Consider the following 24,205-nt stretch of genomic DNA (forward strand, 5'->3'; position numbering starts at 1 on the left):
AATGAAAGTTTTTCTTTATTCAATAAATTTAATTACAAACTTTTATAAAATGAAATTCCCGCTTTCGCGGGAATGACAATATACTAAATTTATTACTTCTTATTTATTTTCTTTCTTCCAATCTTTCTTGAAAGTACAATCTTTATAATCGTTTCCTAACTTTAAATACGTTTCTTGTATTTTTTCCTTTGTCCATTTAGCTATTTCTTCTTCTTTCTTTTTAGCCAAAGCAAACTGTTGCATTCTTACATAATCTTGAACTAAATCAGCCGTATGGTTATCTGTTTTATCTTTCATTAAGATTACCCCGTACATTTTTTCTCCTTCACGAGTTTCATCATAATAAATATCTGATAAATCTCCTTTGTTTAACTCACTAATTCTTGGATATAATTCTGGAGGCATTCTTGTTAATTCAAAAGAAGGTTCTTGTGTATATGGGTTTACAATTAAACCTCCACTATTTTTAGTTTCTTCGTCTTCAGAATATTTTGCTACAGCTTCCTCAAATGTAATTTTACCTTCTTTTATTTCAGCTACAATTTTTTCGATTTCCTCTTTAGTTTCTTTTAATTTTTCATCAGAAATTTGAGGTTGCATTAAAATATGAGATACTTCTCTTTGATTCCCTTTTACTTTATGTAATTGAAGAATATGGTATCCGAATGCTGATTTAATAGGTTCTGAAATTTGATTTACATCTAACGAAAAAGCAGTTTCTTTAAACTCTTTGATAAACGGACTATCTTTAGTTATCACATATTTTCCTCCGTTTTGAGCTACCGCTGGATCTTCTGAGTTAATAATCGCTTTTAATTTAAAACTTGCTCCCTCTTCAATCTCCTTTTTAATTTCTTTAAGCTTGTTTATAACACGATCTACTTCTTCTTGAGTTGGTTCAGCTTTTAAGATTAATTGATTTAATACTACTTCTGCAGGAATTTCAGGAAGCTCTCCTTTCTCTTCTAAACCTTTAAAATATACTCTAATTTCTTCTGGAGTAACATCAATATCTTCTGTAATTTTTTGTTGCTCTTTTTCTATTAGTAAGTTTTCTTTTTGAACTCTAGCTAATTCTTTCTTTAAATCTTCGATATCGTTAAAACCATATGCTTCAACTACTTTTTCTTCACTTCCGTATTCTTGCGTGAAAAAAGCAATACTTCGGTCTACTCTCCCATCTATTTCAGATTGAGACACTACTACACTATCAATTACAGCATGGTGTGCTAATAATTTTTGTTGCATTAACTCTTCAAGCATTTCGCAGTTAGAAATCTTTACTTTTCCTTCACTCCTTAACTCTACTTCTTGCTTAAATTTATCAATATCAGAATCTAAAACAATGTTTTTACCTACCACAACGGCTACTCCGTCTATTTTTTCTTGTGCGTTTAACGTAGTTAAACCTGCTAAAAACAAGGCAAAAGCTATACTAGTATTCTTTAAAGTTTTTGTTTTGGATTGCATCATTTATTAGTGTTTTTTCAATATCTCGTATTAATTCTAATTTTCTTTTATGTAAAATAATTTGCTTAATTCTAGGGCTAACATAGCTTAAAGGAGCAGTTGCATTCTTAGGCAATATATTTTTTACAGCGACCAAATATACTCCTAAAGTATCTTCTTTTTGTATGAATTTTGATATTTTTAACAAGTTTTCCTTTGATTCGTTACGAAAAGGAGGTATTTTTTTCTTTAAATAATCAAAAGTTACCCAAGTTGAATCTTGTAAACGATATGATTTGAAGTTCAACAAGTGTCTTTCTAAATCTATTTTATCTTCTTCTTTTTCTGATTTAAACTGTGCTATGGTTTCCTTTTTATCTAAAAACTTTTTACCAAAATTTATATACTCAAATTGCAGTAACTCTTCATTTGTTTTAAAGTTTTCTTTGTTCTCTTCATAGTATGAAGCTATTTCTTCTTCTCCTACAACAGTGTCTAATTGCTGTTTTATTAATCGTTCTTTGTAACCGTTTATATATAAACTTTTTTTGTAATCGTTTACTAAGCCTTCAATCTGCTCGCTATTTACTTCTGATATATTTTCTTCAGCTTTTATGTATAACAATTCTTGTTTAGCCCATGAATTGATAATACCTTTAACGAGTACTAAACTATCTTTTTTAGAAAGATTTTTAGGTAATAACCCTTTAATATCATTCTCATATAAATGTTTGTTATAAACTGTGGCTATAGGTTTATCTTCTCTTGTTTTTTCTTTCTTTAAACTAACAAGATCACATGAAACTATACTTATTAATACTATTAGAAAAATATATTTCTTCACTTTATACTATTGGTTATACGTTTTCTTTAATTTTCTTAAAACCTTTTCTTTTACTTTGATAGTATTCTTTTCTCTTAAATCTTTAATCCACTCTTTTTCTAATTCATCTTGATAATCGCTCATCACCTGCCCTCTAATTTCATCAAGTTCTTTGCCATATTTGTTTTTATGAGTTGAATAAAACTGATTCAATCCTACCTCATCAGTTGAAGCCTTGTTCCAAATTTTAGCTTCCATTAAATCAAACAATAGCAATCCTTCTTTATATTCTTGTAGAATATTTTTATATTCAGAATTCTTATTCGCTAAATCTTCTTTGAAATAGTTTATCACTTTGTTATTTACAAACTCTTTAAACAGCTTTTGATCTACTTGCTGGTTTTTAGAGGTAGCAAACATAACTAAATCTTTTTGCAACCATTCTTTTCCGTTGATAGAAAGTACTCTCTTATCTAGCTTTCCATTCTTTTCTACTTTTATAGCTTCTTTAAGAATATTAAGTGCTTGAGGATATTCTTTTACTTTGTAGTTCTTTTTTATCTTTTCTATGCTTCCAATACTTAAAGCTTTTGCCCTACTTGAGTTTTTTATTTTTGTTGTTAGCTCCTCTTTCATTTCTTCAAAAGAAGCTATAGGGTAATTCTTTAATAGCTTAACTATATGCCAACCGTATTTTGTTCTAAAAGGTTTACTATAATCTCCTATTTTTTCAAGTTTTAATACCTCATTCTCAAATTTCTCTACCATTTCTCCAGTTCCAAACCTTGGTAACTTTCCTCCATTATTTGCAGAGCCTAAATCATCTGAATGTTCGTTTGCTAACTTTTCAAAAGAAGCTCCTGATTCTAAAAGCTGATAGATCTCTTCTATTTTAGACTTACCTTTTGCTGAATTCGTTACTAAAATATGGGCTACATCAAATTCTCCTTTAGATAATCTACTTCCTGTTACTTTTATGATGTGGAGTCCGAATTTGGTTTGAAAAGGCTCTGAAATTTCTCCTATTCTTGTTTTGTAAGCTACATTTTCAAAAGGATATATCATTTGAAAAGCAGAAAAGTACCCTAAATTTCCTCCATTAATTTTAGCAGACTGATCCTCAGACACTTCTCTTGCAACTTTAGCAAAATCTTCTCCTTGTATTATTCTGCTTCTATATCTGTCAATTTTGCTTTTTAAAAACGAAGTATCAACAGCTATTCCATTACTCGGATATTTCACTAAAATATGACTCGCCTTAATTTCTGTTTTGGTACGTTCATAGGCTTCCTTTACCAATTCATTAAGCGTCTCTTTATCGTATAAATATGGAATAATGAGTTGATTCTTATATATTTCCAACTCTTCTTGATAACTTTTTACAGTATCTAAGCGTAAATTATAGGCTTCTTTTACTTTCAATTTATAGTTAATAAAAAGCTCTAAATAATCATCAAGACCATTATCTTTTCCGTCTTCTACTAAAGGTAAATTCTTTTCATACACTTGCTTAAACTCCGAAACTAATACAGGAGTATCATTAATCCGAAACAATTCCTGATCTCTTTGTGAAAAAGTTGGAAGAATCGTACATGAAACAGCTAGTATGAAAAGTAGATTTTTCATGCCATAAATTTACAAAGAAATAATCCCTTTTATAGCCTCTGCTTTTTTGTAATAAGAAATAACTTCGTCAGAACTTTTAACCGTTAAGTGTATTGAAACACTTACATACTTACCTGTTTTAGATTTTTTGGTATCAATAACCGCTCCACCTTCATTGAATAAATCTTGTACTTCTTGTACTTGATTTCCATCCGTAGGAACAATAAACTTGTATAAGTATTTAGCTGGAAAAGTTGTAGTATCTTCTAACTGTGATTTTAATTTTGCGTAAAAAGCCTCTCTATCTTGCATAACTCAATTATTACTGTTTTTATTAAAAATCATCAAAAAATATAGAATTCATGATGATGAAGCACAAAATTACACTATTTATTATATTTATAACTTGAAACTTTTATTTTTGCCCCATGCAACAAAAAATAGTTTTAATAGGTGGTCCTGGTACGGGTAAATCCTCTATTTTAAGAGAATTTATTAAGCGTGGATATGAATGTATGCCAGAGATTTCAAGAGAGGTTACCCTAAAAGCTCAAAAAGATGGAATAGACCAACTTTTTTTAGAGCAACCTTTACTATTTAGTCAACTTTTATTAGAAGGACGAGAACAACAATATATAGATGCACACCAAAGTGATGCTGAAATTATCTTTTTTGATAGAGGAATTCCTGATGTACATGCGTATATGAATTATTTGGGTTCTGACTTTCCTGATATTTTTATAGAAAAAAGCAATAAATACTTATACACTAAAGTATTTATGTGTGCTCCTTGGGAAGACATTTATAAATCTGACAACGAGCGTTATGAAACGTTTGAACAGTCAGTAAAAATTGACACTTTTTTAAAAGAAGCTTACGAAGAAATAGGCTATCATATAATTGATGTTCCTTTTGGAACGGTACATGAGCGTTGCGATTTTATTTTACATACGTTAAAACACGATGTATGATACAGCACTTCAAATACTAAAACACTACTGGGGATTCAACTCGTTTAGAGAACCTCAACAAAAAATAATTACAAAAGTATTAGCAGGAAACAACGTAGTTGCTCTACTTCCTACTGGTGGTGGTAAATCTATTTGTTTTCAAGTACCTGCTTTAGCAAAAGAAGGCATTTGCATTGTCATTTCTCCTTTAATTGCTTTAATGCAAGACCAAATTGCTAATCTTACTGAAAGAGGTATTAAAGCTACTTTAATTCCTTCTGGAAGTACCCAAGATGAAATCATTACGCTTTTTGACAACATCCGATTTGGAAAAACTAAGTTTTTATACCTTTCGCCTGAACGATTACAATCTCGTTTTATTCAAGAGAAAATTAAGCAATTAGATGTTAATTTGATTGCTATTGATGAGGCACATTGTATTTCTGAATGGGGACATGATTTTCGTCCGTCGTATCAGAATATTACAATTTTAAAAGAATTACAACCTTCTGCCCCTATAATTGCCTTAACCGCTACTGCTACACAAAAAGTAATTTCAGATATTGCTAGTTCACTTGAGTTGGAAAGCCCAACTGTGTTCAAACAATCATTTTATCGTAAGAATTTAGCATATCAAATTTATAAGACAGAAGACAAACTTGGTAAGCTAAATCAAATTTTCACCAAAACAAAAGCTCCTGCAATTGTATATGTAAATACACGTAGCAAAACAAAAGAGATTAGTAGTTACCTAAATGCTCAAGGGTTTAAAAGTTCGTTTTATCATGGTGGATTATCTTCTGTAGAAAAAAAACTTGCTTTTGATAATTGGATGACAGAAAAAACTCCCGTAATCGTTGCTACCAATGCTTTTGGAATGGGAATTGACAAACCAAATGTTCGAGTAGTTGTACATATCAATTTACCTTCTTCTATCGAAAATTACATTCAAGAAGCAGGTCGTGGCGGTCGTGATGGAAACAAAGCTTTTTCTGTAGTATTAACAAATAACAGCGACATTTCGCTAAGTAGTGAATTACTTAAAAAATCGCTTCCTACTATTGATGAAATAAAAATTGTTCATCAAAAGTTATATCAACATTTTCAGATTGCCAAGGGAGAATTAATCGAATCTGCTTTTGACTTCAACTTTTTAGATTTTTGTAGTAAATACAGTTTTATTCCCAATAAAACCTTTAATGCGCTTCAAATACTCATTAATAATGGAATTATTGAACTCAATCATAATTTTCAACAAAAATCTACCATTCAGTTTTTAGCTACGAGTAAACAAGTCATTTCTCAAACACATCAAAACACGCAGCTTAAAAACTTTATCCAGCAAATTTTACGTTTGTATGGTGGAATTTTTGAAAACCCTGTAAAAATTGATGAATTCTATATCGCTAAAAAACTAGGTTCAACTTCTTGGTCTGTTATTAGTATGTTAGAAAAACTGGCTCAAGAAGAATTGATTACCTATACAAAATCAACCAACAATGCTGAATTGTTCTTTTTACACCCTAGAGAAGATGACAAAACCATTAACCGAATTTCAGTAAATATTCAGCAATACATTAAGCAGAAAGAACAAAAAAACAACGATTTACTTCAGTTTATTCAAAACGATACAGTTTGCAGGAGTATACAACTTCTCTCCTACTTTAATGAACAGGATGCTCAAAACTGTGGAATTTGTGATGTTTGTTTACAGAAGAAAACAAGAACTAATGTAAATCAGCAAGATGTATTATCGCTATTTAAAGATGGAGAAAGCTATACAGTTATTGAAATCTGCTCACTTCTAAATGAAAAAAAAGCGAACATTTTAATACTTTTGCGTGAGCTACTTGCTGAAGAAAAAATACACACGAATAACAATAAATATTATTTGATATAAATGAGAGATTTACGCATAGTTTTTATGGGAACCCCAGATTTTGCTGCTACTATTTTACAACACTTAGTAGAGAATGATTATAATGTTGTGGGAGTTATTACCGCGGCAGACAAACCTGCAGGAAGAGGTCGTAAACTAAATCAATCTGCAGTTAAAAAATATGCGCTATCTCAAAACTTGCCTATTCTTCAACCAACAAATTTAAAAAGTGAAGAATTTCAAGAAGAATTAAAAAAATGGAACGCCAACTTACAAATAGTAGTTGCTTTTAGAATGTTACCAAAATCAGTTTGGGCAATGCCAGAATATGGTACGTTTAATTTACACGCTTCTTTATTACCAGAATATCGTGGAGCAGCACCTATTAACTGGGCAATTATTAATGGTGAAACCAAAACGGGCGTTACTACGTTCTTTATTGATGATAAGATTGATACAGGTGAAATCATCTTACAAAGTGAAGTTGATATTAAAGAAGATGAAGTTGTAGGTGAATTGCATGACAGGCTTATGCATTTAGGGGCCAACTTAGTTGCTGAGACAGTTGATTTAATTGCAAAAGGTGACGTAACAACTACCAAGCAACCAGAATTAGAAGAAAAATTAGCTCCTAAGCTATTTCCAGACAACTGCAAAATTGATTGGTCTAAGCCATTACAAGATATATACAACCATATCCGTGGATTAAACCCATATCCTGCCGCTTGGACAACCATTATAAATGGTGAAGAGGAAGTTTCAGCTAAAATTTATGGGGTTTCAAAAGAAAACACTTCACACTCTTTAGAAAACGGAACAATTATCACCTCAAAAAAAGAGTTAAAAGTAGCGGTTACAGATGGTTACTTAAATATTCATCAAATTAAAATTTCAGGTAAAAAATTAATGGATGCTCAGAGTTTATTAAACGGCTATCAATTTGAAAAAGGGGCTAAAATGCTGTAGCCCTTTATTTATAAGGTTTTAGCGTTTTTAACAAAAAAACAATCAGGGTTATTAACAATTCGAAGTAACTTATTAACAAAAGAGTGTTTTTTTTAGGCCAAATCTTGCACAATCCCGCATTCCGTCTATATTTGTTGAGCTATTGAAGCAAAAAAATATTAATTAATTTTTAAAATCTATTAAAATTATGAACAAATCAGATTTAATCGATGCGATGGCTGCTGATGCAGGAATTTCAAAAGCTGCTGCTAAAGCTGCATTAGATTCTTTAACTGCTAACGTAACTAATACTTTAAAAAAAGGTGGTAAAGTTGCTTTAGTTGGATGGGGAACTTGGTCTGTTTCTGAGAGAGCTGCTAGAACTGGTAGAAACCCTCAAACTGGAAAAGAAATCAAAATTGCTGCTAAAAACGTAGTTAAATTTAAAGCAGGTGCTGGTTTAAGTGATTCTGTAAACTAATATCCTCCCTCAAGACATATCACAACAGCATTTAGGCAACTAAATGCTGTTTTTTTTATCTCTAGTGTCACAAAAAACATACAGCTATTGTCTTTAAAATAGAACTTAAAACAATTATACAATGAAAAATATAGCCACTCTTATCGTACTGCTATTTTGTTTCTCAACTACTTTTGCTCAAAAAACTATAGATGCATCTGATATTATAAAAGATGTTAAAAACGGTGAAGCTGTAACCATTTCAAATACTACAATTAAAGGGACACTAGATTTTACTTTTATGGAAGAAGCACTTCCTAAACTTCCTACCAGAAAAAATTGGTGGAACAATGGCGGATCTAACACTATTGAAAAACAAATTACCAATAAAGTTTCATTTATAAACTGTGTTTTTGAAGATGATGTGTTAGCCTATATTCCTGATGAAAAAAGCGGATATACTTTTGTTGCTAATTTTGAAGACTTCGTAATTTTTAAGGATTGCACCTTTGAACAAAAAGCAATGTTTAAATATTCTGACTTTGAGAAAAACACAGACTTTTCTGGCTCTAAGTTTAAAGGAGACTCAACTTTTAAATATGCTAAGTTTAATAGAGACATTTCTTTTAAAAACACCTTATTTGAAGAACCATCTACTTTTAAATATGCAAACTTTAAGCGTTTTGTAAGTTTTGAAAACTCAATATTTAACGAAAGTGCTATTTTTAAATACACTGATTTTAAAGACGGGGTATCATTTAGAAATGTAAAGTTTGAAGAAGACTTAAACATAAAATACACCAAAGTATCAGGCGAATTTGATATAACAGGTATGGAAGTCGCCTTTGATATTGATTCAAAATACACTAAAATAAATGGTAAAAGTTTTAACAAATACTTACTGAAAAAATAATTTAAAAAACTTTCATTTAAAGCAAAAACTCGTAATTTTATTACGAGTTTTTGCTTTTTAAAAATTTAGGTTGTCTTTCTTTACTAATTGTAGTAACTTAGTATACAACTTCTTACCCTCAAAAAAAACAACTACTAATGGAGTCCAGAAACCATTTAAAAACGGGGTAAATCCGAAAAACCAAACGAGTAGGAACTAAATCTTTAAATTATGCCAAAGTATGTTATTGAGCGAGAGCTCGAAGGAGCTGGCGACTTAGCGCCTGAGCAATTAAAAGAAATCTCACAAACCTCTTGTAATGTTTTAGAAGAATTAGGACCAAAAATTCAGTGGGTACATAGTTATGTTACAGGTAATAAAATATATTGTATCTATAATGCTCCTAATGAATCAAAAATCCGTGAGCATGCTGAAAAAGGTGGTTTTCCTTTGACAAAAATCAGTAAAGTTGCAACGATTATTGATCCTATCACTGCAGAATAACTGAAACAACCCTTCTACTTTCTTTAATTAAACAATTAACAAAAGCCTTATTATTTATAAGGCTTTTCTTGTTAATAAACGTTCTTTTTGTTTAAATTTTAAAATACACTATATTAGTTATCAACAATATAGATATTAAATAACGATTAGAGATTCTTATTAAATGAAACCAAATGCTGTAAAAATTGTACAAATTAGTAATGAAACCACTGCTAAATATAACGATGAGTATTTTGCTGTTTGTTGGATTAAAGAAGAAGTAAAAAGCATTGAAATAAATCACTCTTTATATCAAAATGTTTCCAATTCAATTTTTTTTCTCGATCCTAAATACCAATGGAAAATATCTAATAATAATCATACAAGTAATTCTGGTTATGTTTTATTTCTTTCAAATGAAATATTAAACAATCCTATGCTGAGCAATCTCCATATTAATAAAGTTAGGTTATTTAATTCTGGCGAAATTCCGCTATTTAAACTTAGTCCTGGTATTGAAAAAAGAACACAAGCTATCCTGGAAATGATTGACGAACTTTTAGGATCACACCTTAACCACAAAGACGACGCTATTTTATCGCTTTTAAACACTTTTTTTGTGTATTGTGACGGACAATGTAACATCAAGTCTATTGCTTCAAATAACAACGCTAAAACTAATATTGTTTACAATTTTAAAAAACTAGTAGACAAATACATCTTTCAACATCATGAAGTGACAGATTATGCTAGTCTTTTAAATATTTCTCCAAAGTACTTAAACGAATGTGTACAAGAAGTTTTAAGTGTAAAGCCAAAAAGTATTATTATCGAACAACTTTTAATGAGGTCTAGATATGCTTTAAAATTTTCAAACAAATCTGTAAAAGAAATTAGTTTTGAATTAGGTTTTTCCTCTCCTGATTATTTTAGTTACTTCTTTAAAACGCATACAGGAATGAGTCCCTCTCTCTTAAGAAAAGCTAACTAAGCGTAAAACCTAAGTAATTACCGTGATTTTCGCATTGTTAACCTACAATTTGTGACATAAATTGCAGAAAAACTAAATCATGGACAGAAAGAATTTTATTAAAACTTCTGGAATAGGACTAGCATTTGCTCTATTTCCGGGAATACTTCAGGGGCAAACTTCTATTTCAAAAAAGCATTCTTCAAATGATACTAATTCTAAAATTATTAAAGATTCTGAAGGTGATATTTTAAATGTTATTGGCGACATACAAACTCATAAATTGGTAGGTAGCGATACAGGAAACCAAATTGTAGAATGGGTAGATAATGTTGAACCGGGTGTTGGAATTCCACCTCATATTCATACCAAAGAAGATGAAATATTTAGAGTTATAAAAGGTGAGGTAGCTATTATGGTTGACGGAAAAACTACCATTTTAAAAGAAGGCGATATTGCCTTTGCTCCAAAAAACATTCCACATTCTTGGAAAGTAATTGGAACAGAAAAAGCTAAAATGATAACCTCAGCATTTCCTGCTGGTATAGAACATATGTTTAGAGAGTTAGCAAAGCTTCCTGCAGGTCCTCCTGATTTTAAAAAAGTAACAGAAATTTGTGGTAAACACGGAATTCGATTTGTGTAATCCATAACAACAACTAAAACTAATTACTACAGCCTTACATAAATACATGTAAGGTTTTTCTTTTTAAAAAGTTTTATTTGATATGTCAAATAAAATTATATATTTGCTTGATATATCAAATAAAATGAATTTTAATACACCAACCACTACAGTACTATACTCTATAGAGGAAGCTATAAAAGCATACCGCAAATTAAGTCAACATAATATATCAGAAGTTGTACCTGATATTACTGTGGATCAGGGCTTAATTTTATTATTACTTGAAAATAATGATAAGTCTCAAACCGAAATTGCCGATTTAGTTTTTAAAGACTACGCTTCAATGACACGAATTGTAAAATTGATGATAACGAAAGATTATTTGGTAAAATCTACAGACAATAATGACAAACGAAAAGCTAAATTAGAAATTACAGAGAAAGGAAAAGAAATCATCAAGAAACTAAAGCCTGTAATACAAAAAAATAGAGAAACTGCCTTAAATACCATTTCTATTGATGAGCTAGAACAACTCTATAAAACCTTAAAAAAAATAACTGAAAATTGTAATTCTTAAAATGAAAAAGTTAACCTATTTCCTAGCTCTTTTAATTACTATCTCATGTTCTAAAAAGCAAACTACTACTTTAAAAGATCCAAAAATCACTCAAATTGCAAATTATTTAGACTCTTTAGATGGATTTAGTGGAGCCGTTTTAGTTGCTAAAAATGATAGTATTCTATTCAAAAAAGCATATGGTTTCGCTCACATAGGTCATAAAATTAAAAATAGAACAGACACAAAATTTAATCAAGGTTCAATTGGAAAATCTTTTACAGCTGTAGCTACCTTACAACTAATACAACAAAACAAATTAAAACTAACAGACAAAATAGGTGACTATCTTCCAAACTACCCGAATAAAACTGTTAGAGATTCAGTTACTATAGCACATCTATTAACCCACACAAGTGGACTACCTTATTTTTTTGTTAGGAAGTCTTTTATTGAAGGATCAAAAGATTTATATAGATTTTCAAAAGACTTTAGTTCACTTTATGAAAATGAACCTATGGAATCTAAACCTGGTGAAACATTTTCATATCGTAACACCAATTACGTTATACTAGGTAGAATTATTGAAGCTGTATCTGGTAAAGAATACAATACTTATTTAGAAAATAATATCTATTCTAAAGCTTCAATGAAAAACACTGGTAATTATGACTTAGACCATCCTATTGAAAGTGCTGCTGAAGGTTATACCGTTTCTGATATTTATCCAAATAAACTAAAAATAAACTTTCACACTTACCCTGTAAGAGGTGGTGCTCACGGGGGTGGTTATACAACATTAGATGATCTCTATAAATTTTCACAAGCCATAAAAAATCATGAACTTCTAAATAAAAAATACACAAACCTTTATACCACACCTTTAAACAAAAACAGCCATTATGGTTATGGAATGCAATTTTCAAATCCAGAAAGAGGCACTATATATGGTCATACTGGAGGGCACTACGGTGTTGGTAATGAATGGCGAATTTATAAACAAGAAGGATATACTGTTATAATTCTTACAAATAAAGATGCCAACAAAGGCTTTTTAGATGCTCGCTATTTTATAGAAAAAACTATTGCAGGATCTACACCTAAACTCGATAATTATTTTTTCACCAAAAACGTGATTAAAACCTACTTAAATAGTGGATTTGAAGAAACAAAAGTTATGATTAATAACTCAAAATTTAAACTTTCTGAAATTGAGTTAAATACTGAAGGTTATGAAATGATTAAAAGAGGCTTTTATAAAAAAGCAATTGATCTTTTTACTCTAGAAGTACTATTCTTTCCAAAATCATATGACGCTTTTGACTCTTTAGGAGAAGCTTATATGAAAGACGGGCAAATAAAAAATGCTATCAAAAATTATCAAAAAAGCTTAGAAATAAATCCTGAGAACACAAATGGTAAAGAAAAATTAAACGAATTATTATCCATAAATAACTCGAATTAAAAACTGTTTACCTTAAAAAATAACTAAAAATTGTAATTTTTAAAAATGAAGAAATTAATCTATCTACTAGTACTTATAATCGCTATTTCTTGCACAAAGAAAAAAAACACACCTATTAAAGACCAAAAAATAACCCAAATAACTAACTATTTAGATTCATTAGATGGATTTAGCGGTACTGTTCTAATAGCTAAAAATGATAGTATTTTATTCAAAAAGGCATACGGGTATGCACATCTAGGGCACAAAGTAAAAAACAATACTGAGACTAAGTTTTCGTATGCTTCTATTGGTAAATCATTCACTGCAGTTGCCATACTTCAATTAATACAAAAAGGAAAACTAACGTTACAAGATAACATTGGAAAATACCTTCCAAATTATGCAAATAAGGCAGCAAGAGACTCCGTAACCATAGAATTATTGCTAAAACATAGGAGTGGGCTACCTAACTACTTTCATTCAGAAAAGTTCTTAAATACCTCTAAAGAGCAATTTAGAACTATGGAAAGTCTAACAAACTTATACGAAAATGAACCTTTAGAGTTTAAACCAAATCAACAATTTGCTTATAGAAACACCAATTATATTGTTCTAGGTAGAATTATAGAAGCTATTACAAAAATGCCTTATGAAAAATATATTGAAAAGCATATTTTTTCAATAGCTAACATGCAAAATACTGGTAATTATGACATTGATCTCACTATTGAAAACGCAGCTGAAAACTATACATTATCAGATCTTTTTCCTAATCAATTACAGAAAACCATTTTTATGGGCTCTGTAAAAGGAAGTCCTGCTGGTGGTGGTTACTCTAACGTAGATGATTTGTATCAATTTTCTAAAGCATTTAAAAATAATCAACTACTAAATGCTAAGTATACTGATATGATGAAAAAAGAACCTAAAAGCGATTGGTATGGATATGGAATGCAGTTTGCGGGTGCTAAAGGCTCTGGAATTTATGGACATAGTGGTGGACATTATGGTACTGGTGCAGAATGGAGGATTTTTGAAAAGCAAAATTGCACCGTTATACTTTTAACTAACAAAGATTTAGATCAAGGTTTTTTTGACGCTCGTTTTTTTATAGAGAAAACTATTTCGGGTACCACACCTAAGCTAGATAATTACTTTTTTACTAAAGAAGTAGCTAAAACTTGTTTAGATCAAGGGATTCAACAAGCAAAAACAGTAATTAAAAACTCAAGCTTTAAGCTTTCTGAAATAAACTTAAATGCTAAAGGTTATGAAATGATAAAAAGAGGTTTTTATAAAAAAGCTATTGACTTATTTACTCTTGAAGTACTATACTTTCCCGAATCATATGATGCTTACGACTCTTTAGGAGAAGCGTATCTGAAAGATGGACAAAAGAAAAAAGCTATTGAAAATTATCAAAAAAGTTTAGACCTGAATCCTGAAAATACAAATGCGGTGGAAAAACTAAAAAAATTAAGGTCTGTTTAATTATAATTAAATGAAATATTTCACACTTATTCTTATACTAATCACAACGTTGGCTTTTCCTCAACAAAAGTCAACATTAGAAAGTTATATGGATGCTCAAGCAAGCATCAATAATTTTTCAGGGACAGTGTTAGTTACAAAACATGATAGTATCTTACTAAAAAAAGCATACGGTTTAGCCGATTATGAATGGAACACTCCAAATACAATAGACACTAAATTTAGTTTAGCTTCCGTTTCTAAACAGTTTACAGCTGTTGCCATAATGCAGTTAATCGAAAAAGGAAAAATATCGCTTAACGATAAACTTAATACGTTTTATCCGAACTTTCCAAAAGGAGACCAAATCACAATTAAAATGATGTTGACTCATAACGCTGGTTTTCAAATGGATTATGATGAATTATATCTTGCTAAAACTTCTTTAAATAAAGACTCAGTTGCAAACTATATTATGCAAAAACCACTTTTATTTAATCCTAATTCCAACACATCATATAGTAATATTGGATATTACTTACTTGCGCGAATTATTGAAAAAGTTTCCAATAAGTCATATGCAACTTATCTCAAAACAAATTTGTTTGATAAAGCTAAAATGTGCAATACGGGAGTAAGTACTAATGATTCAATAGTTGTAAAATCTGCTAAAAGCTATTATAAAAAGGATGGTAAAATTATAAAGAATCCTTACATAAACTGGAATTTCAATATTGGACATGATGGAATTTATTCTACTGTAGAAGATTTATATCTCTGGAATAAAGCATTGTTTGACAGTACTATTTTACTAAATGAAGCTTCTAAAAAGAAAATGTTTACATCATACAATAACCAAGATTTTGGGTTTGGCTTAATGATCAATCCTTTTTACAATCAAAATCATGAATTAATTGCTCATGATGGAGGTTTTTATGGAGCTATGACTTCTTTTAATAAATATACTGATGATGATATTTTTATTACCGTTTTATCCAACAATCAATCTCCCTCTTATTTAATTGCCTACGCACTTGCTGCAATTTGTTTTAACAAACCTGTTGAACTTCCGTACAAACATCAACAAGTAAAAATAGATACTACAATATATGATGAGTATGTTGGAAAATATGAGAATATTACTATTCTTAAAAAGAATGGAAAGTTATACTATAATGATTATGAATTATTACCAGAATCGGATGTGAAGTTTTTTCGTTCTGATGATAATGATAGAACAGTTGAATTTATTAAAAACAAAAAAGGAAAAGTTACTCAAGTTATAACAAGAAAAGCTGGAGTTCCAGAAATTAAAAAGAAAACCAACTCATAAAAAAACTCCGCTTTTCAGCGGAGTTTTATTTTTATTCTTCCTCATCGTTAAATGAAGAATTCTTTTTTTCTTTCTTACTACCTTCATACAGTTCATACTTTACAAAACGACAATCTAAATCGGCATTTTTAAGCGGAATTCTTTTCGACGTTCGTAATCCCACAAACTTTAATGCTTGAATATCCGACGTAATTAACCACGCTGTTGAATTCGGATAGTTATTCTTTAAAGTGTCTCCTATTTTTCTATAAAATTCTTCTACATCAATATTTAAACGTTCTCCGTAAGGTGGATTGAATAAAATTGTTGTTTTACCAAAAACCTCTTTTTTAGAATTAAAGAAATTCACATGATGCACACCTATAAACTCATCTAAATTTGCATTGATAATGTTTTGTTGAGCCTTTCTAACTGCAGATGGAGCTTTATCGAAGCCCATAATTTTAAAGTGTGAGCTTCGTATTTTCTTCAATAATGAATCTTGAATAATGAAATATAAATCTTCATCATAATCGTTCCAGTTTTCAAAAGCAAAATGTTTACGGTTAATGTTTGCTGGAATTTGATTAGCAATCATTGCTGCTTCAATCAAAATAGTACCAGAACCACACATCGGGTCGATAAAATTTTCTTCTCCTTTATATCCTGAAAGTAAAATTAACCCTGCTGCTAGTACCTCATTAATCGGTGCAATATTCGTAGCACTACGGTATCCACGTTTGTGTAACGATTCACCCGAAGAATCTAACGAAATAGTCAACCATTCTTTATGAATATGTATATGAATCTTAACATCAGGATATTTTAAATCTACATTTGGACGCTTTTTATACTTATGCATAAAATAATCAGCAATGGCATCCTTCGATTTTAAACTGATATAATGTGAATTAGAAGTGAAATTATTCGAATTTACTACCGCTCCGATAGCAAATGTTCCGTCAACATCTAAAAAACGTTCCCATTTTACACGTTGAATAGCTTCATATAAATCTTCTTCATCATAAATTTTACTACGTTTAATTGGTTTTAAGATGCGAATAGCAGTACGCAACGCAATGTTGGCTTTATACATAAAGCCCTTATCACCTCTAAAAGCAACACTTCTTATCCCTTCTTTCACTTCCATTGCTCCTAACTGACGTAATTCGTCTGCTAAAACCCCTTCTAAACCTGCCATGGTAACGGCGGTCATTTTAAAATCTTTTTCCATGTAACTGTAAAATTTCACTGCAAAAGTACAGCTAATTTTGGGTTGTTATCAATCTTTTCTACTTTGAATACAAAAAACGTAAGTTTTATGTATTTTTGCAGACCTTAGAGTTATGAATACAACAACAGATTGGTTTACTTCTTGGTTTAACACACCATACTATCATATTTTATACAAGCATAGAAACGATGCCGACGCTCAGTTTTTTATGCGAAACATTACTTCTTTTTTACAATTACCAAAATCGAGTAAGATCGCTGATTTACCTTGTGGTAAAGGGCGACATGCAGTTTATTTAAACTCATTAGGTTATGATGTTGTTGGTGGTGATTTGAGTGAAAAGAGTATTGAACATGCCAAACAATTTGAAAATGATACGCTTCATTTTGAAGTTTGGGATATGCGAAAACCAATAGAGAATAAATACGACGCCGTATTTAATCTATTTACTAGTTTTGGTTATTTTGAAGATGACAATGAAGACATTGCTGTTTTAAGAAGTATTAAAAACGGATTAAAAGAAGACGGTGTTTTTGTATTAGATTTTTTAAATGTTGAAAAGGTAAAAAATACCTTGGTAAAAGAGGAAGTAAAAACTATTGACGGTATTGAATTCCACATTCAAAAAGAAATCAAAGACGGATTTATCTTAAAACATATTTCTTTTACTGCGGAAGAAAAATCACATTTGTATACCGAACGCGTAAAGTTTTTAACCTTAGAAAAATTGCAATCGTACTTTGATAAAGTGAATTTGCAAATAATACATATTTTTGGCGACTATAGCCTGAATAAATTCAATTCACAATCTTCTGATCGTTTAATTATCGTTGCTAAATGAGTTACTTCTTATTAATTTCAGCTGTTTTATTAGGTGTTTTATTAGTTTTTATGATAAAACCAAGCAATAACCTCGTTCGTTTGTTATTAGCTTTTAGTGGTGTTTACCTTCTTTCTGTTACTATTTTACATTTATTACCAGAAGTATACCATCATACCGACAACACTAAATTAGTGGGTATTTTGATTCTTGTAGGAATCATTGTACAATCGATATTAGAATCATTTTCTAAAGGTGCTGAACATGGACATATTCATTTACATTCAGATTCTTCTGAATTTCCTTGGATGTTATTTGTAAGCTTATGTATTCATGCGTTTTCTGAAGGGCTACCAATTCATCATGCTGATGATAACTTATTGTGGGCAATCATTGTACATAAAATTCCAATTGCTATTGTATTAACCACCTTTTTATTACACGCTAACTATTCGAAAAAAACAATCTTTTTCTTTTTAACGGTATTTGCGTTGATGAGTCCGCTGGGAATTTTAGTGGCTGATAAAGTACCTGTAATTATGGAGTATAACACTGAAATTACTGCGTTAATTATCGGGGTGTTTTTACATATTTCAACTATTATCCTTTTTGAAAGTACTGAAAACCACAAATTCAACTACAAAAAGTTTGTGGCTATTATTTTAGGAGTATTGTTAACTATCTTCACGATGCACCAACCCCATTGAGAAAGCTGGTAAACAAACGGCTAAATACTCACAAGGTTCTGTAAAAGGATTAGAATACTGTACACGCACATTCTTTTCAATTTTGATAGATTGTCCTGCTTCTAGCACAACAATTTCTCCATCAATATTGAATTGTTTTTTTCCTTTAATAATATACGTGAATTCTTCAAATTCTGGCGTTTGAAAAGGTTCGCTCCAACCTGGAGGCGCTATCATGTGTGCAATACTAATTTTTGGATTTCCGTCAGTAGCATTTCCAAAATGTTCTTCAATTAACTTTCCATCAGTAGTTGGTACTACAAACGGGCTTTTTTGAATGATATATTTTTTACTCATCTTGTTTTATTTTTGAAGTCTTAGCTTCCAAAATTGGTCTAAAATTTCTTTTAGCACTTATAAGCTGTTCGGGCATGTTTTTAAAAGGTGTAACAATAAAAGTAAACTCGTTGTTTCCTTTAAACTTCCAATAGTTGCCATTTAACTCACCTTGCTTTGTTTCAATATTCCAATTAGGAATGTTTATTAACGAAAACTCATTGGTTTCTTCATTAAATTCTAGAGCAAAATCTTTTAAGTCTTTTACTGATGAATAATTTAAAATGATTGTTGCGTTTAAATTCCCCTCTTCAGTAGTATGAAAAGTACATGACTTTGACGGATAACTCTTAATTTCTTTTCTCCAATTTCTAGCAATGATTTTCTCTAGTTCCGAATTAACTTGTATGCTGTCTTGTTTATTCTTTATAAGTGCAAACACCCCTTCTTGAACAATTACTACCTCTTTTTCTTTTGAATTTACTGTTACTGTTGCTTTCTCTGCTCCTATTCTACTGTCTTCACCAAAAAAAACACCCAATACAAAAAACACTATTTTTATTACTTCCATCTTTTAAAATTTACATAGCTATTATTAATTAAAAAGCCGAAACAGTTGTTTCGGCTTCGTACATTTTAGTTAAACCAAATAGTAAACGATTTAATTTTTGCTAAATCAGGAATTTGCTCTTTAGTTACTTTTTGAGTACTAAACTCTTTTAATCCTAAGTCTTCGTTATCAATTGTAATTGTCGCGTTTAAATCATCTATAAATAGCGTTGCTGATGAAAAAGACGATTCTACTTTATTTACTTTTGTATTTGCGTTAATGTCTTGGAAAGTAGATTTAATATTTACTCCTGATTTTGTTTTAAAACGCTCATCAAAAATTTCGATGCTCTTAATTGTTGAAGTAGAGTCTAACTGCTCTTTAGGAGTAATCGTTAACAAATGCTTTCCTCCTTTTTCGTACACTAAATATTTATCATCTTCTTGAAAAAGATTATCTCCTTTAGCTCCTTCACTCAAAACTTTTACTATTGAATCTTGCTTGAAAATACCTTCGATTTCTTTCACAGTTGTTTTTGTAGTTAATTCCCCTACTTTTCCTTTAGCAATATCAAACTTACTATTACCGCATTGTACAAATACTACTGCCATTACAGCAACTACTAAAGGTTTCATTAATGTTCTCATTGTTCTTCTTTTATAATATAATATTTAAAACGTCTATTTTTTCTATTTGTTATTTTAGAACCTTTTTTAAAATTCCAAAAGCAGCTCTTATAAATGTAGCACTGGTTAACACCTTTACCACCGGATTCATACGCGTGCTAGTTCGGGTTGAAGAGGTTCTTTTTATTACTTTCTCCTCCTCTTCTCTTTTTGCTACTTCTTCCTCTTCTTTATTTATCTTTTCAATTTTCTTATTTAGTATTTCATAAGCACTTTCTCTATCAATCGTGTCATTGTACTTAGGAATTAATCTAGAATTGTCTAATACTTGCTTAATTTCCTTTTCTGTTAACACATCCATTCTACTCATCGGAGCACGTAACATGGTTCTTGCTAACGGAGTTGGAATTCCTTTTTCATTCAATACTGAAACCAATGCTTCCCCTATACCTAACTGCGTTAATACTTCTTTAGTATCATAGTATTCAGAATCAGGATAGTTTTCAGCAGCCAATTTAATTGCTTTTCTATCTTTTGCCGTAAATGCACGTAAAGCATGTTGAATTTTCATTCCTAATTGTGCTAACACATCTTCTGGAACATCCTTCGGATTTTGCGTTACAAAGTACAATCCGATTCCTTTTGAACGAATTAACTTTACAATACTTTCTATCTGGCTTAAAAGTGCTTTTGAGGCTTCATCAAACACTAAATGAGCTTCGTCTATAAAAATAACTAGTTCAGGTCGACCACTATCTCCTTGCTCAGGAAAAGTTTCGTACACCTCTGCTAACAACTGTAACATAAAGGTTGAAAACAACTTTGGTCGATCTTGAATATCTGTTAAACGTAGCACAGAAATAACACCTCGTCCGTTTTCATCAATACGAGTTAAATCATCAACATCAAACGATTTTTCTCCAAAGAATAAGTCTCCTCCTTGTTGCTCTATCTCTACTATTTTTCTAAGAATTGCTCCTGTACTTGCCGTAGAAATTCGTCCGTATTCTCCTTGAATTTCCTCTTTTCCTTCATTGCTTATATATTGAAGGATTTTCTTGAAATCTTTTAAATCTAACAACGGTAACTGATGGTCGTCACAGTATTTAAAAATGATGGCTACAATACCAGATTGTGTTTCAGTTAAATCTAAAATTCGAGATAGTAACACAGGTCCGAACTCAGAAACCGTAGCACGTAAACGCACACCATCTTGTTCAGAAATAGATAAAATTTCTATTGGAAATTTTGTTGCTGTAAATGGTATCCCGATTTTTTCATGACGTTCATCAATCTTTGCATGCCCCGGACTCGGTTGTGCTAATCCACTCAAATCTCCTTTCACATCCATCAACAATACAGGAATTCCTTTTTCTGACATATTTTCTGCCAATACTTGTAAGGTTTTTGTCTTTCCTGTTCCTGTTGCACCTGCTATTAATCCGTGACGATTTAACGTTTTTAAAGGAATATTTACCAAGGCATTGGTTACGGTTTCTTCACCTAACATTCCTGCCCCTAACGTAATAAACTCTCCTTTAGTGGTATATCCTTTGTTGATGTAATTGAAAAACTCTTCGGTTTTACTCATTCTTTTTTGAACTTTTTTGTGATAAAAACACGTAAAAGTAACAAAAATCATTTAGGTTATTTCAACTTTGGAAGTATAATATCAAAAACTTCAGAAACTAATCTTCCATCTTCGCTAAAGCCGTTAATAATTAGTTTTATAGAATTATTACTCGTTTTCTCTATTTTTAATATATTTAAGGTATTTGGATTTAAATCTAAATTCGGAATCCAATCTATAGTTCCATAGAACCTTTCTGAACTAGCACTCATGTAACTAATTAGTTCTTTTTCATAAACTTTTGTTGGTGTTGTATATCCGAAATCAGTGTCGTAATATTTTACGTCTCTTTTAGCACCTAACTCAACTTTTGTTTTCTCTTTATTCTTATTCTCTTTAGTTTTAATTATTAAAACTCCATTAGCCCCTCTAGAACCAAAACCTGCTCCAGCTTTATTTACCTTAATTCTTCCATCTAATGATGAAGCATTAAGATCTTCCAAAACTGAATGATCAGTAATAACTATCCCATCAATAATGACCAAAGCTTTTATACTTCCTAAAATAGTATTTGGTCCTCTACCATGAAAAACAACTTGATTACTTCTTTTAACATAAGTTACTCCTGACAAAGTATTTACTATATCAGCAATAGAGTTAAATGGTGTTAGTCTTTCGTTTTCTATCTTTACTGTCCTTACAAAATCTCCTCCAATGAATTTATTTTCAGCTCTGACTTCTGCCTCTCCACTTTTGATTCTTTTTCCTTTAACAACTACTTCTTCAAGTTCTGTAAAATCATCTCTTTTAACTAAAAAATGTTCTTTAACAGTACTATTAACTTCTGCCTTTTTGGTAGTTTTAAAAACTACCTTTTTATTTTTCTCTCTTACTTCTATTTTTGAATTGATATAACCTTGTTCTTTATGAATATTAAATGTACAAGGAATTATTTTTCCTTTACTATCTAATAAAGATAATTCATATTTTGAAGGGTGTATTAAATATAAGTTTTTAAAAGAAAAATTACCGTCCTTTCCCACTTCTTCAGTTAAAATAAGTGAATTTTCCTCTGAAGACAATAACACACTATAATTTTCATTATTCGATAAAACGATATTAATATTTCCTTTTATATTTATTCCTTGTTCAAAAGATTTCTTTTTTGATAAACTAAGTGCTTTACTTTTTCGAAGAGGTATTGTTTTTATTATTCTATTAACATCTTCATTAGAATAATCTTTATTAAAAACGTTATTTATATCAGCTCCAACATATTTTATATAAGGAGAAACCAAAAAATCTGTAAGTATATTCTGATTATTTTCATTAACTCTTGTCTCACTTGATAAAATAGACGCACTTGTATTCACTTTTTTGTAAAAATTTAGTAATTTCAGCCCTAAATATATAGAATCTACTGTCTCTTTTATTACCGAAGCACTTACTTTTATTTTTTTTTCTTTTTCATAAAAAAAAGTTTGCTCAGCTATAGTTCTATTTTTACTATCAAATAACGTTACAGTGTTTACGCCATCAAATAAAACTTCTTTACCGTACTTTATTTTATAGCTTTCATACTTTTCTTCTAATTTTATAGGAATCACAGATATGACAAAACCATTACGCTGTAAAACTGCATAAAATATTTGTCCTTTATCTCTTTTCAAAGTATTACTATTTGTCTTCACCCTTAAAACTACAAAACCATTACTTATTTTATCTTCTTCTTTTTCTATAGTAAAGCCATAATCCTTTGCTTCAGGTAAATTAAACCTATATTCTTTTTCTCTATAATTAAGTTTAATAGATTTATTTTGATTGCTTCCTACATAAAGTTTTAATTTACCTAAACCAAAAGAATCACTTTGAAACTCTCCTATATTTTCTCCTATTTCGTTATCGAAGACATATAATTTAGTTTTTACTGGCTCATTACCTAATTTTATTTTAAAATAAACAATATTATGAGTGTTCTTAAGTAAATTTCCTCCTTCAGGAAAAAATTGAATATTTAATTCTTCTTTTACTTCCTTTTCAACTTTTTTTACATAATTCTGATCCTTTAAGTTTACAACTGAAATTTTTGTTAAACTTCCTGTCTGCTCAAAATTTGTATTCCATAATGTATTAATTTCTATAAAATATTCTCCACTTTTTATATTCTCTGGAAGTTTTATTTCTCCATAAACCTTACCTCTTTCCACAAAAAACAAATTACTTTTAATTTGATTACCTGTAGATGACAATAAATTAACGTATAAATTTGTAGTAGTGTTATAAGGTTTGTTATCAATATCTTTAACTATATATCCCTTAAACCATACTTTTTCTCCTGAAAAATAAGTTGTCTTATTAGTATGCAAAAAGAATTTTTCTTTTAATTGACTATGTAAATAATCATTATTCTCTAAAAAAAACTGAATAAGTTCTTTTTCATTTTTTTCTTGGCTTAGACTAACATAACTTAGAGAACATAAAAGAAGTAATAAGAATATTTTTTTCATAGCATTT

24 protein-coding genes are annotated in these 24,205 nt (G+C 30.2%); 14 read left to right on the forward strand and 10 right to left on the reverse strand.

Annotation, left to right across the window (positions count from 1 at the left end; translation table 11 throughout):
• Positions 1–99: 99 nt before the first annotated feature.
• Genes ACKTSU_RS08810 through ACKTSU_RS08825 form a run of 4 tightly spaced genes read right to left on the reverse strand, consistent with a single transcriptional unit; the run spans position 100 to position 4,189 of the window.
• Entirely contained in the window at positions 100–1,473 is a 1,374-nt protein-coding gene (locus ACKTSU_RS08810) for a peptidylprolyl isomerase (protein WP_408036010.1), read from the reverse strand.
• Positions 1,436–2,293 carry a hypothetical protein gene (locus ACKTSU_RS08815; protein WP_408036011.1) on the reverse strand — a complete coding sequence of 286 codons (858 nt, stop codon included), beginning with the start codon at positions 2,291–2,293 and terminating at the stop codon, positions 1,436–1,438. Before ACKTSU_RS08815 ends, ACKTSU_RS08810 begins: the two co-directional genes overlap by 38 nt.
• A gap of 6 nt (positions 2,294–2,299) precedes the next feature.
• The gene (locus tag ACKTSU_RS08820) at positions 2,300–3,898 is read right to left on the reverse strand and encodes a peptidylprolyl isomerase (RefSeq protein ID WP_408036012.1); all 1,599 of its coding nucleotides are present in this window, start codon (positions 3,896–3,898) and stop codon (positions 2,300–2,302) included.
• Positions 3,899–3,907: 9 nt separating this feature from the next.
• Positions 3,908–4,189 (reverse strand): DUF493 family protein, encoded by a 282-nt coding sequence (locus ACKTSU_RS08825; protein ID WP_133534358.1) that lies wholly within the window; start codon positions 4,187–4,189, stop codon positions 3,908–3,910.
• A 116-nt stretch (positions 4,190–4,305) separates the two neighbouring features.
• On the opposite strand from ACKTSU_RS08825, the gene ACKTSU_RS08830 reads away from it, so the two are divergent.
• From ACKTSU_RS08830 to ACKTSU_RS08885, 12 genes are all read left to right on the forward strand, one after another.
• Positions 4,306–4,848, forward strand: a complete 543-nt coding sequence (locus ACKTSU_RS08830; protein WP_299002966.1) for an ATP-binding protein — start codon at positions 4,306–4,308, stop codon at positions 4,846–4,848.
• Positions 4,841–6,727, forward strand: coding sequence for a RecQ family ATP-dependent DNA helicase (locus ACKTSU_RS08835; RefSeq protein ID WP_408036013.1), 1,887 nt, complete (start codon positions 4,841–4,843; stop codon positions 6,725–6,727). The genes ACKTSU_RS08830 and ACKTSU_RS08835 overlap by 8 nt, the downstream gene beginning before the upstream one ends.
• Positions 6,728–7,672: a methionyl-tRNA formyltransferase gene (gene fmt / locus ACKTSU_RS08840; RefSeq protein WP_408036015.1), complete on the forward strand. Its 945-nt coding sequence runs from the start codon at positions 6,728–6,730 to the stop codon at positions 7,670–7,672.
• 187 nt (positions 7,673–7,859) lie between these two features.
• Positions 7,860–8,132, forward strand: a complete 273-nt coding sequence (locus ACKTSU_RS08845; RefSeq protein ID WP_299002958.1) for an HU family DNA-binding protein — start codon at positions 7,860–7,862, stop codon at positions 8,130–8,132.
• 121 nt (positions 8,133–8,253) lie between these two features.
• Entirely contained in the window at positions 8,254–9,024 is a 771-nt protein-coding gene (locus ACKTSU_RS08850) for a pentapeptide repeat-containing protein (RefSeq protein WP_408036016.1), read from the forward strand.
• A gap of 210 nt (positions 9,025–9,234) precedes the next feature.
• Positions 9,235–9,507 carry a DUF4242 domain-containing protein gene (locus tag ACKTSU_RS08855; RefSeq protein ID WP_408036017.1) on the forward strand — a complete coding sequence of 91 codons (273 nt, stop codon included), beginning with the start codon at positions 9,235–9,237 and terminating at the stop codon, positions 9,505–9,507.
• Between the two features lie 163 nt (positions 9,508–9,670).
• Positions 9,671–10,477, forward strand: coding sequence for a helix-turn-helix domain-containing protein (locus ACKTSU_RS08860; RefSeq protein WP_408036018.1), 807 nt, complete (start codon positions 9,671–9,673; stop codon positions 10,475–10,477).
• A gap of 79 nt (positions 10,478–10,556) precedes the next feature.
• Positions 10,557–11,102 carry a cupin domain-containing protein gene (locus ACKTSU_RS08865; protein ID WP_408036019.1) on the forward strand — a complete coding sequence of 182 codons (546 nt, stop codon included), beginning with the start codon at positions 10,557–10,559 and terminating at the stop codon, positions 11,100–11,102.
• Between the two features lie 124 nt (positions 11,103–11,226).
• The gene (locus ACKTSU_RS08870; RefSeq protein ID WP_408036020.1) at positions 11,227–11,661 is read left to right on the forward strand and encodes a MarR family winged helix-turn-helix transcriptional regulator; all 435 of its coding nucleotides are present in this window, start codon (positions 11,227–11,229) and stop codon (positions 11,659–11,661) included.
• Position 11,662: 1 nt separating this feature from the next.
• Complete coding sequence (locus ACKTSU_RS08875; protein ID WP_408036021.1) at positions 11,663–13,105, forward strand: serine hydrolase; 1,443 nt, start codon at positions 11,663–11,665, stop codon at positions 13,103–13,105.
• Positions 13,106–13,150: 45 nt separating this feature from the next.
• The gene (locus tag ACKTSU_RS08880) at positions 13,151–14,578 is read left to right on the forward strand and encodes a serine hydrolase (protein ID WP_408036022.1); all 1,428 of its coding nucleotides are present in this window, start codon (positions 13,151–13,153) and stop codon (positions 14,576–14,578) included.
• A gap of 10 nt (positions 14,579–14,588) precedes the next feature.
• Entirely contained in the window at positions 14,589–15,890 is a 1,302-nt protein-coding gene (locus tag ACKTSU_RS08885; protein ID WP_408036023.1) for a serine hydrolase, read from the forward strand.
• Positions 15,891–15,921: 31 nt separating this feature from the next.
• Here ACKTSU_RS08885 and ACKTSU_RS08890 read toward each other — a convergent pair whose 3' ends face one another.
• On the reverse strand, positions 15,922–17,103 hold the full coding sequence (locus ACKTSU_RS08890) for a THUMP domain-containing class I SAM-dependent RNA methyltransferase (RefSeq protein ID WP_408036024.1): 1,182 nt from the start codon (positions 17,101–17,103) through the stop codon (positions 15,922–15,924).
• A 112-nt stretch (positions 17,104–17,215) separates the two neighbouring features.
• On the opposite strand from ACKTSU_RS08890, the gene ACKTSU_RS08895 reads away from it, so the two are divergent.
• Both ACKTSU_RS08895 and ACKTSU_RS08900 read left to right on the forward strand, forming a co-directional pair.
• Positions 17,216–17,944: a class I SAM-dependent methyltransferase gene (locus ACKTSU_RS08895; RefSeq protein WP_408036025.1), complete on the forward strand. Its 729-nt coding sequence runs from the start codon at positions 17,216–17,218 to the stop codon at positions 17,942–17,944.
• Complete coding sequence (locus tag ACKTSU_RS08900) at positions 17,941–18,630, forward strand: ZIP family metal transporter (RefSeq protein WP_408036026.1); 690 nt, start codon at positions 17,941–17,943, stop codon at positions 18,628–18,630. Before ACKTSU_RS08895 ends, ACKTSU_RS08900 begins: the two co-directional genes overlap by 4 nt.
• On the opposite strand, the gene ACKTSU_RS08905 is transcribed toward ACKTSU_RS08900, so the two are convergent.
• From ACKTSU_RS08905 to ACKTSU_RS08925, 5 genes are all read right to left on the reverse strand, one after another.
• Entirely contained in the window at positions 18,598–18,966 is a 369-nt protein-coding gene (locus ACKTSU_RS08905) for a cupin domain-containing protein (protein WP_408036027.1), read from the reverse strand. The two genes, ACKTSU_RS08900 and ACKTSU_RS08905, sit on opposite strands and share 33 nt — an antisense overlap.
• Positions 18,959–19,516, reverse strand: coding sequence for a hypothetical protein (locus ACKTSU_RS08910; RefSeq protein WP_408036029.1), 558 nt, complete (start codon positions 19,514–19,516; stop codon positions 18,959–18,961). The genes ACKTSU_RS08905 and ACKTSU_RS08910 overlap by 8 nt, the downstream gene beginning before the upstream one ends.
• Positions 19,517–19,581: 65 nt before the next feature.
• Positions 19,582–20,142, reverse strand: coding sequence for a hypothetical protein (locus ACKTSU_RS08915; protein ID WP_408036030.1), 561 nt, complete (start codon positions 20,140–20,142; stop codon positions 19,582–19,584).
• A 49-nt stretch (positions 20,143–20,191) separates the two neighbouring features.
• The gene (locus ACKTSU_RS08920; RefSeq protein ID WP_408036031.1) at positions 20,192–21,712 is read right to left on the reverse strand and encodes a helicase HerA-like domain-containing protein; all 1,521 of its coding nucleotides are present in this window, start codon (positions 21,710–21,712) and stop codon (positions 20,192–20,194) included.
• A gap of 56 nt (positions 21,713–21,768) precedes the next feature.
• On the reverse strand, positions 21,769–24,198 hold the full coding sequence (locus ACKTSU_RS08925; protein WP_408036032.1) for a hypothetical protein: 2,430 nt from the start codon (positions 24,196–24,198) through the stop codon (positions 21,769–21,771).
• Between the last annotated feature and the right edge of the window lie 7 nt (positions 24,199–24,205).

Origin of the sequence: Tenacibaculum aestuarii (genome assembly GCF_964510395.1) — a bacterium.
In the GTDB taxonomy this organism is placed as follows: domain Bacteria; phylum Bacteroidota; class Bacteroidia; order Flavobacteriales; family Flavobacteriaceae; genus Polaribacter; species Polaribacter aestuarii.

What these genes read in the sequence shown, in the direction of transcription:
- ACKTSU_RS08810 (WP_408036010.1), bottom strand. Translation starts at nt 1,473, where the DNA reads ATGATGCAATCCAAAACAAAAACTTTAAAGAATACTAGTATAGCTTTT.
- ACKTSU_RS08820 (WP_408036012.1), bottom strand. Translation starts at nt 3,898, where the DNA reads ATGAAAAATCTACTTTTCATACTAGCTGTTTCATGTACGATTCTTCCA.
- ACKTSU_RS08825 (WP_133534358.1), bottom strand. Translation starts at nt 4,189, where the DNA reads ATGCAAGATAGAGAGGCTTTTTACGCAAAATTAAAATCACAGTTAGAA.
- ACKTSU_RS08830 (WP_299002966.1), top strand. Translation starts at nt 4,306, where the DNA reads ATGCAACAAAAAATAGTTTTAATAGGTGGTCCTGGTACGGGTAAATCC.
- ACKTSU_RS08835 (WP_408036013.1), top strand. Translation starts at nt 4,841, where the DNA reads ATGTATGATACAGCACTTCAAATACTAAAACACTACTGGGGATTCAAC.
- fmt (WP_408036015.1), top strand. Translation starts at nt 6,728, where the DNA reads ATGAGAGATTTACGCATAGTTTTTATGGGAACCCCAGATTTTGCTGCT.
- ACKTSU_RS08845 (WP_299002958.1), top strand. Translation starts at nt 7,860, where the DNA reads ATGAACAAATCAGATTTAATCGATGCGATGGCTGCTGATGCAGGAATT.
- ACKTSU_RS08850 (WP_408036016.1), top strand. Translation starts at nt 8,254, where the DNA reads ATGAAAAATATAGCCACTCTTATCGTACTGCTATTTTGTTTCTCAACT.
- ACKTSU_RS08855 (WP_408036017.1), top strand. Translation starts at nt 9,235, where the DNA reads ATGCCAAAGTATGTTATTGAGCGAGAGCTCGAAGGAGCTGGCGACTTA.
- ACKTSU_RS08860 (WP_408036018.1), top strand. Translation starts at nt 9,671, where the DNA reads ATGAAACCAAATGCTGTAAAAATTGTACAAATTAGTAATGAAACCACT.
- ACKTSU_RS08865 (WP_408036019.1), top strand. Translation starts at nt 10,557, where the DNA reads ATGGACAGAAAGAATTTTATTAAAACTTCTGGAATAGGACTAGCATTT.
- ACKTSU_RS08870 (WP_408036020.1), top strand. Translation starts at nt 11,227, where the DNA reads ATGAATTTTAATACACCAACCACTACAGTACTATACTCTATAGAGGAA.
- ACKTSU_RS08875 (WP_408036021.1), top strand. Translation starts at nt 11,663, where the DNA reads ATGAAAAAGTTAACCTATTTCCTAGCTCTTTTAATTACTATCTCATGT.
- ACKTSU_RS08880 (WP_408036022.1), top strand. Translation starts at nt 13,151, where the DNA reads ATGAAGAAATTAATCTATCTACTAGTACTTATAATCGCTATTTCTTGC.
- ACKTSU_RS08885 (WP_408036023.1), top strand. Translation starts at nt 14,589, where the DNA reads ATGAAATATTTCACACTTATTCTTATACTAATCACAACGTTGGCTTTT.
- ACKTSU_RS08890 (WP_408036024.1), bottom strand. Translation starts at nt 17,103, where the DNA reads ATGGAAAAAGATTTTAAAATGACCGCCGTTACCATGGCAGGTTTAGAA.
- ACKTSU_RS08895 (WP_408036025.1), top strand. Translation starts at nt 17,216, where the DNA reads ATGAATACAACAACAGATTGGTTTACTTCTTGGTTTAACACACCATAC.
- ACKTSU_RS08900 (WP_408036026.1), top strand. Translation starts at nt 17,941, where the DNA reads ATGAGTTACTTCTTATTAATTTCAGCTGTTTTATTAGGTGTTTTATTA.
- ACKTSU_RS08905 (WP_408036027.1), bottom strand. Translation starts at nt 18,966, where the DNA reads ATGAGTAAAAAATATATCATTCAAAAAAGCCCGTTTGTAGTACCAACT.
- ACKTSU_RS08910 (WP_408036029.1), bottom strand. Translation starts at nt 19,516, where the DNA reads ATGGAAGTAATAAAAATAGTGTTTTTTGTATTGGGTGTTTTTTTTGGT.
- ACKTSU_RS08915 (WP_408036030.1), bottom strand. Translation starts at nt 20,142, where the DNA reads ATGAGAACATTAATGAAACCTTTAGTAGTTGCTGTAATGGCAGTAGTA.
- ACKTSU_RS08920 (WP_408036031.1), bottom strand. Translation starts at nt 21,712, where the DNA reads ATGAGTAAAACCGAAGAGTTTTTCAATTACATCAACAAAGGATATACC.
- ACKTSU_RS08925 (WP_408036032.1), bottom strand. Translation starts at nt 24,198, where the DNA reads ATGAAAAAAATATTCTTATTACTTCTTTTATGTTCTCTAAGTTATGTT.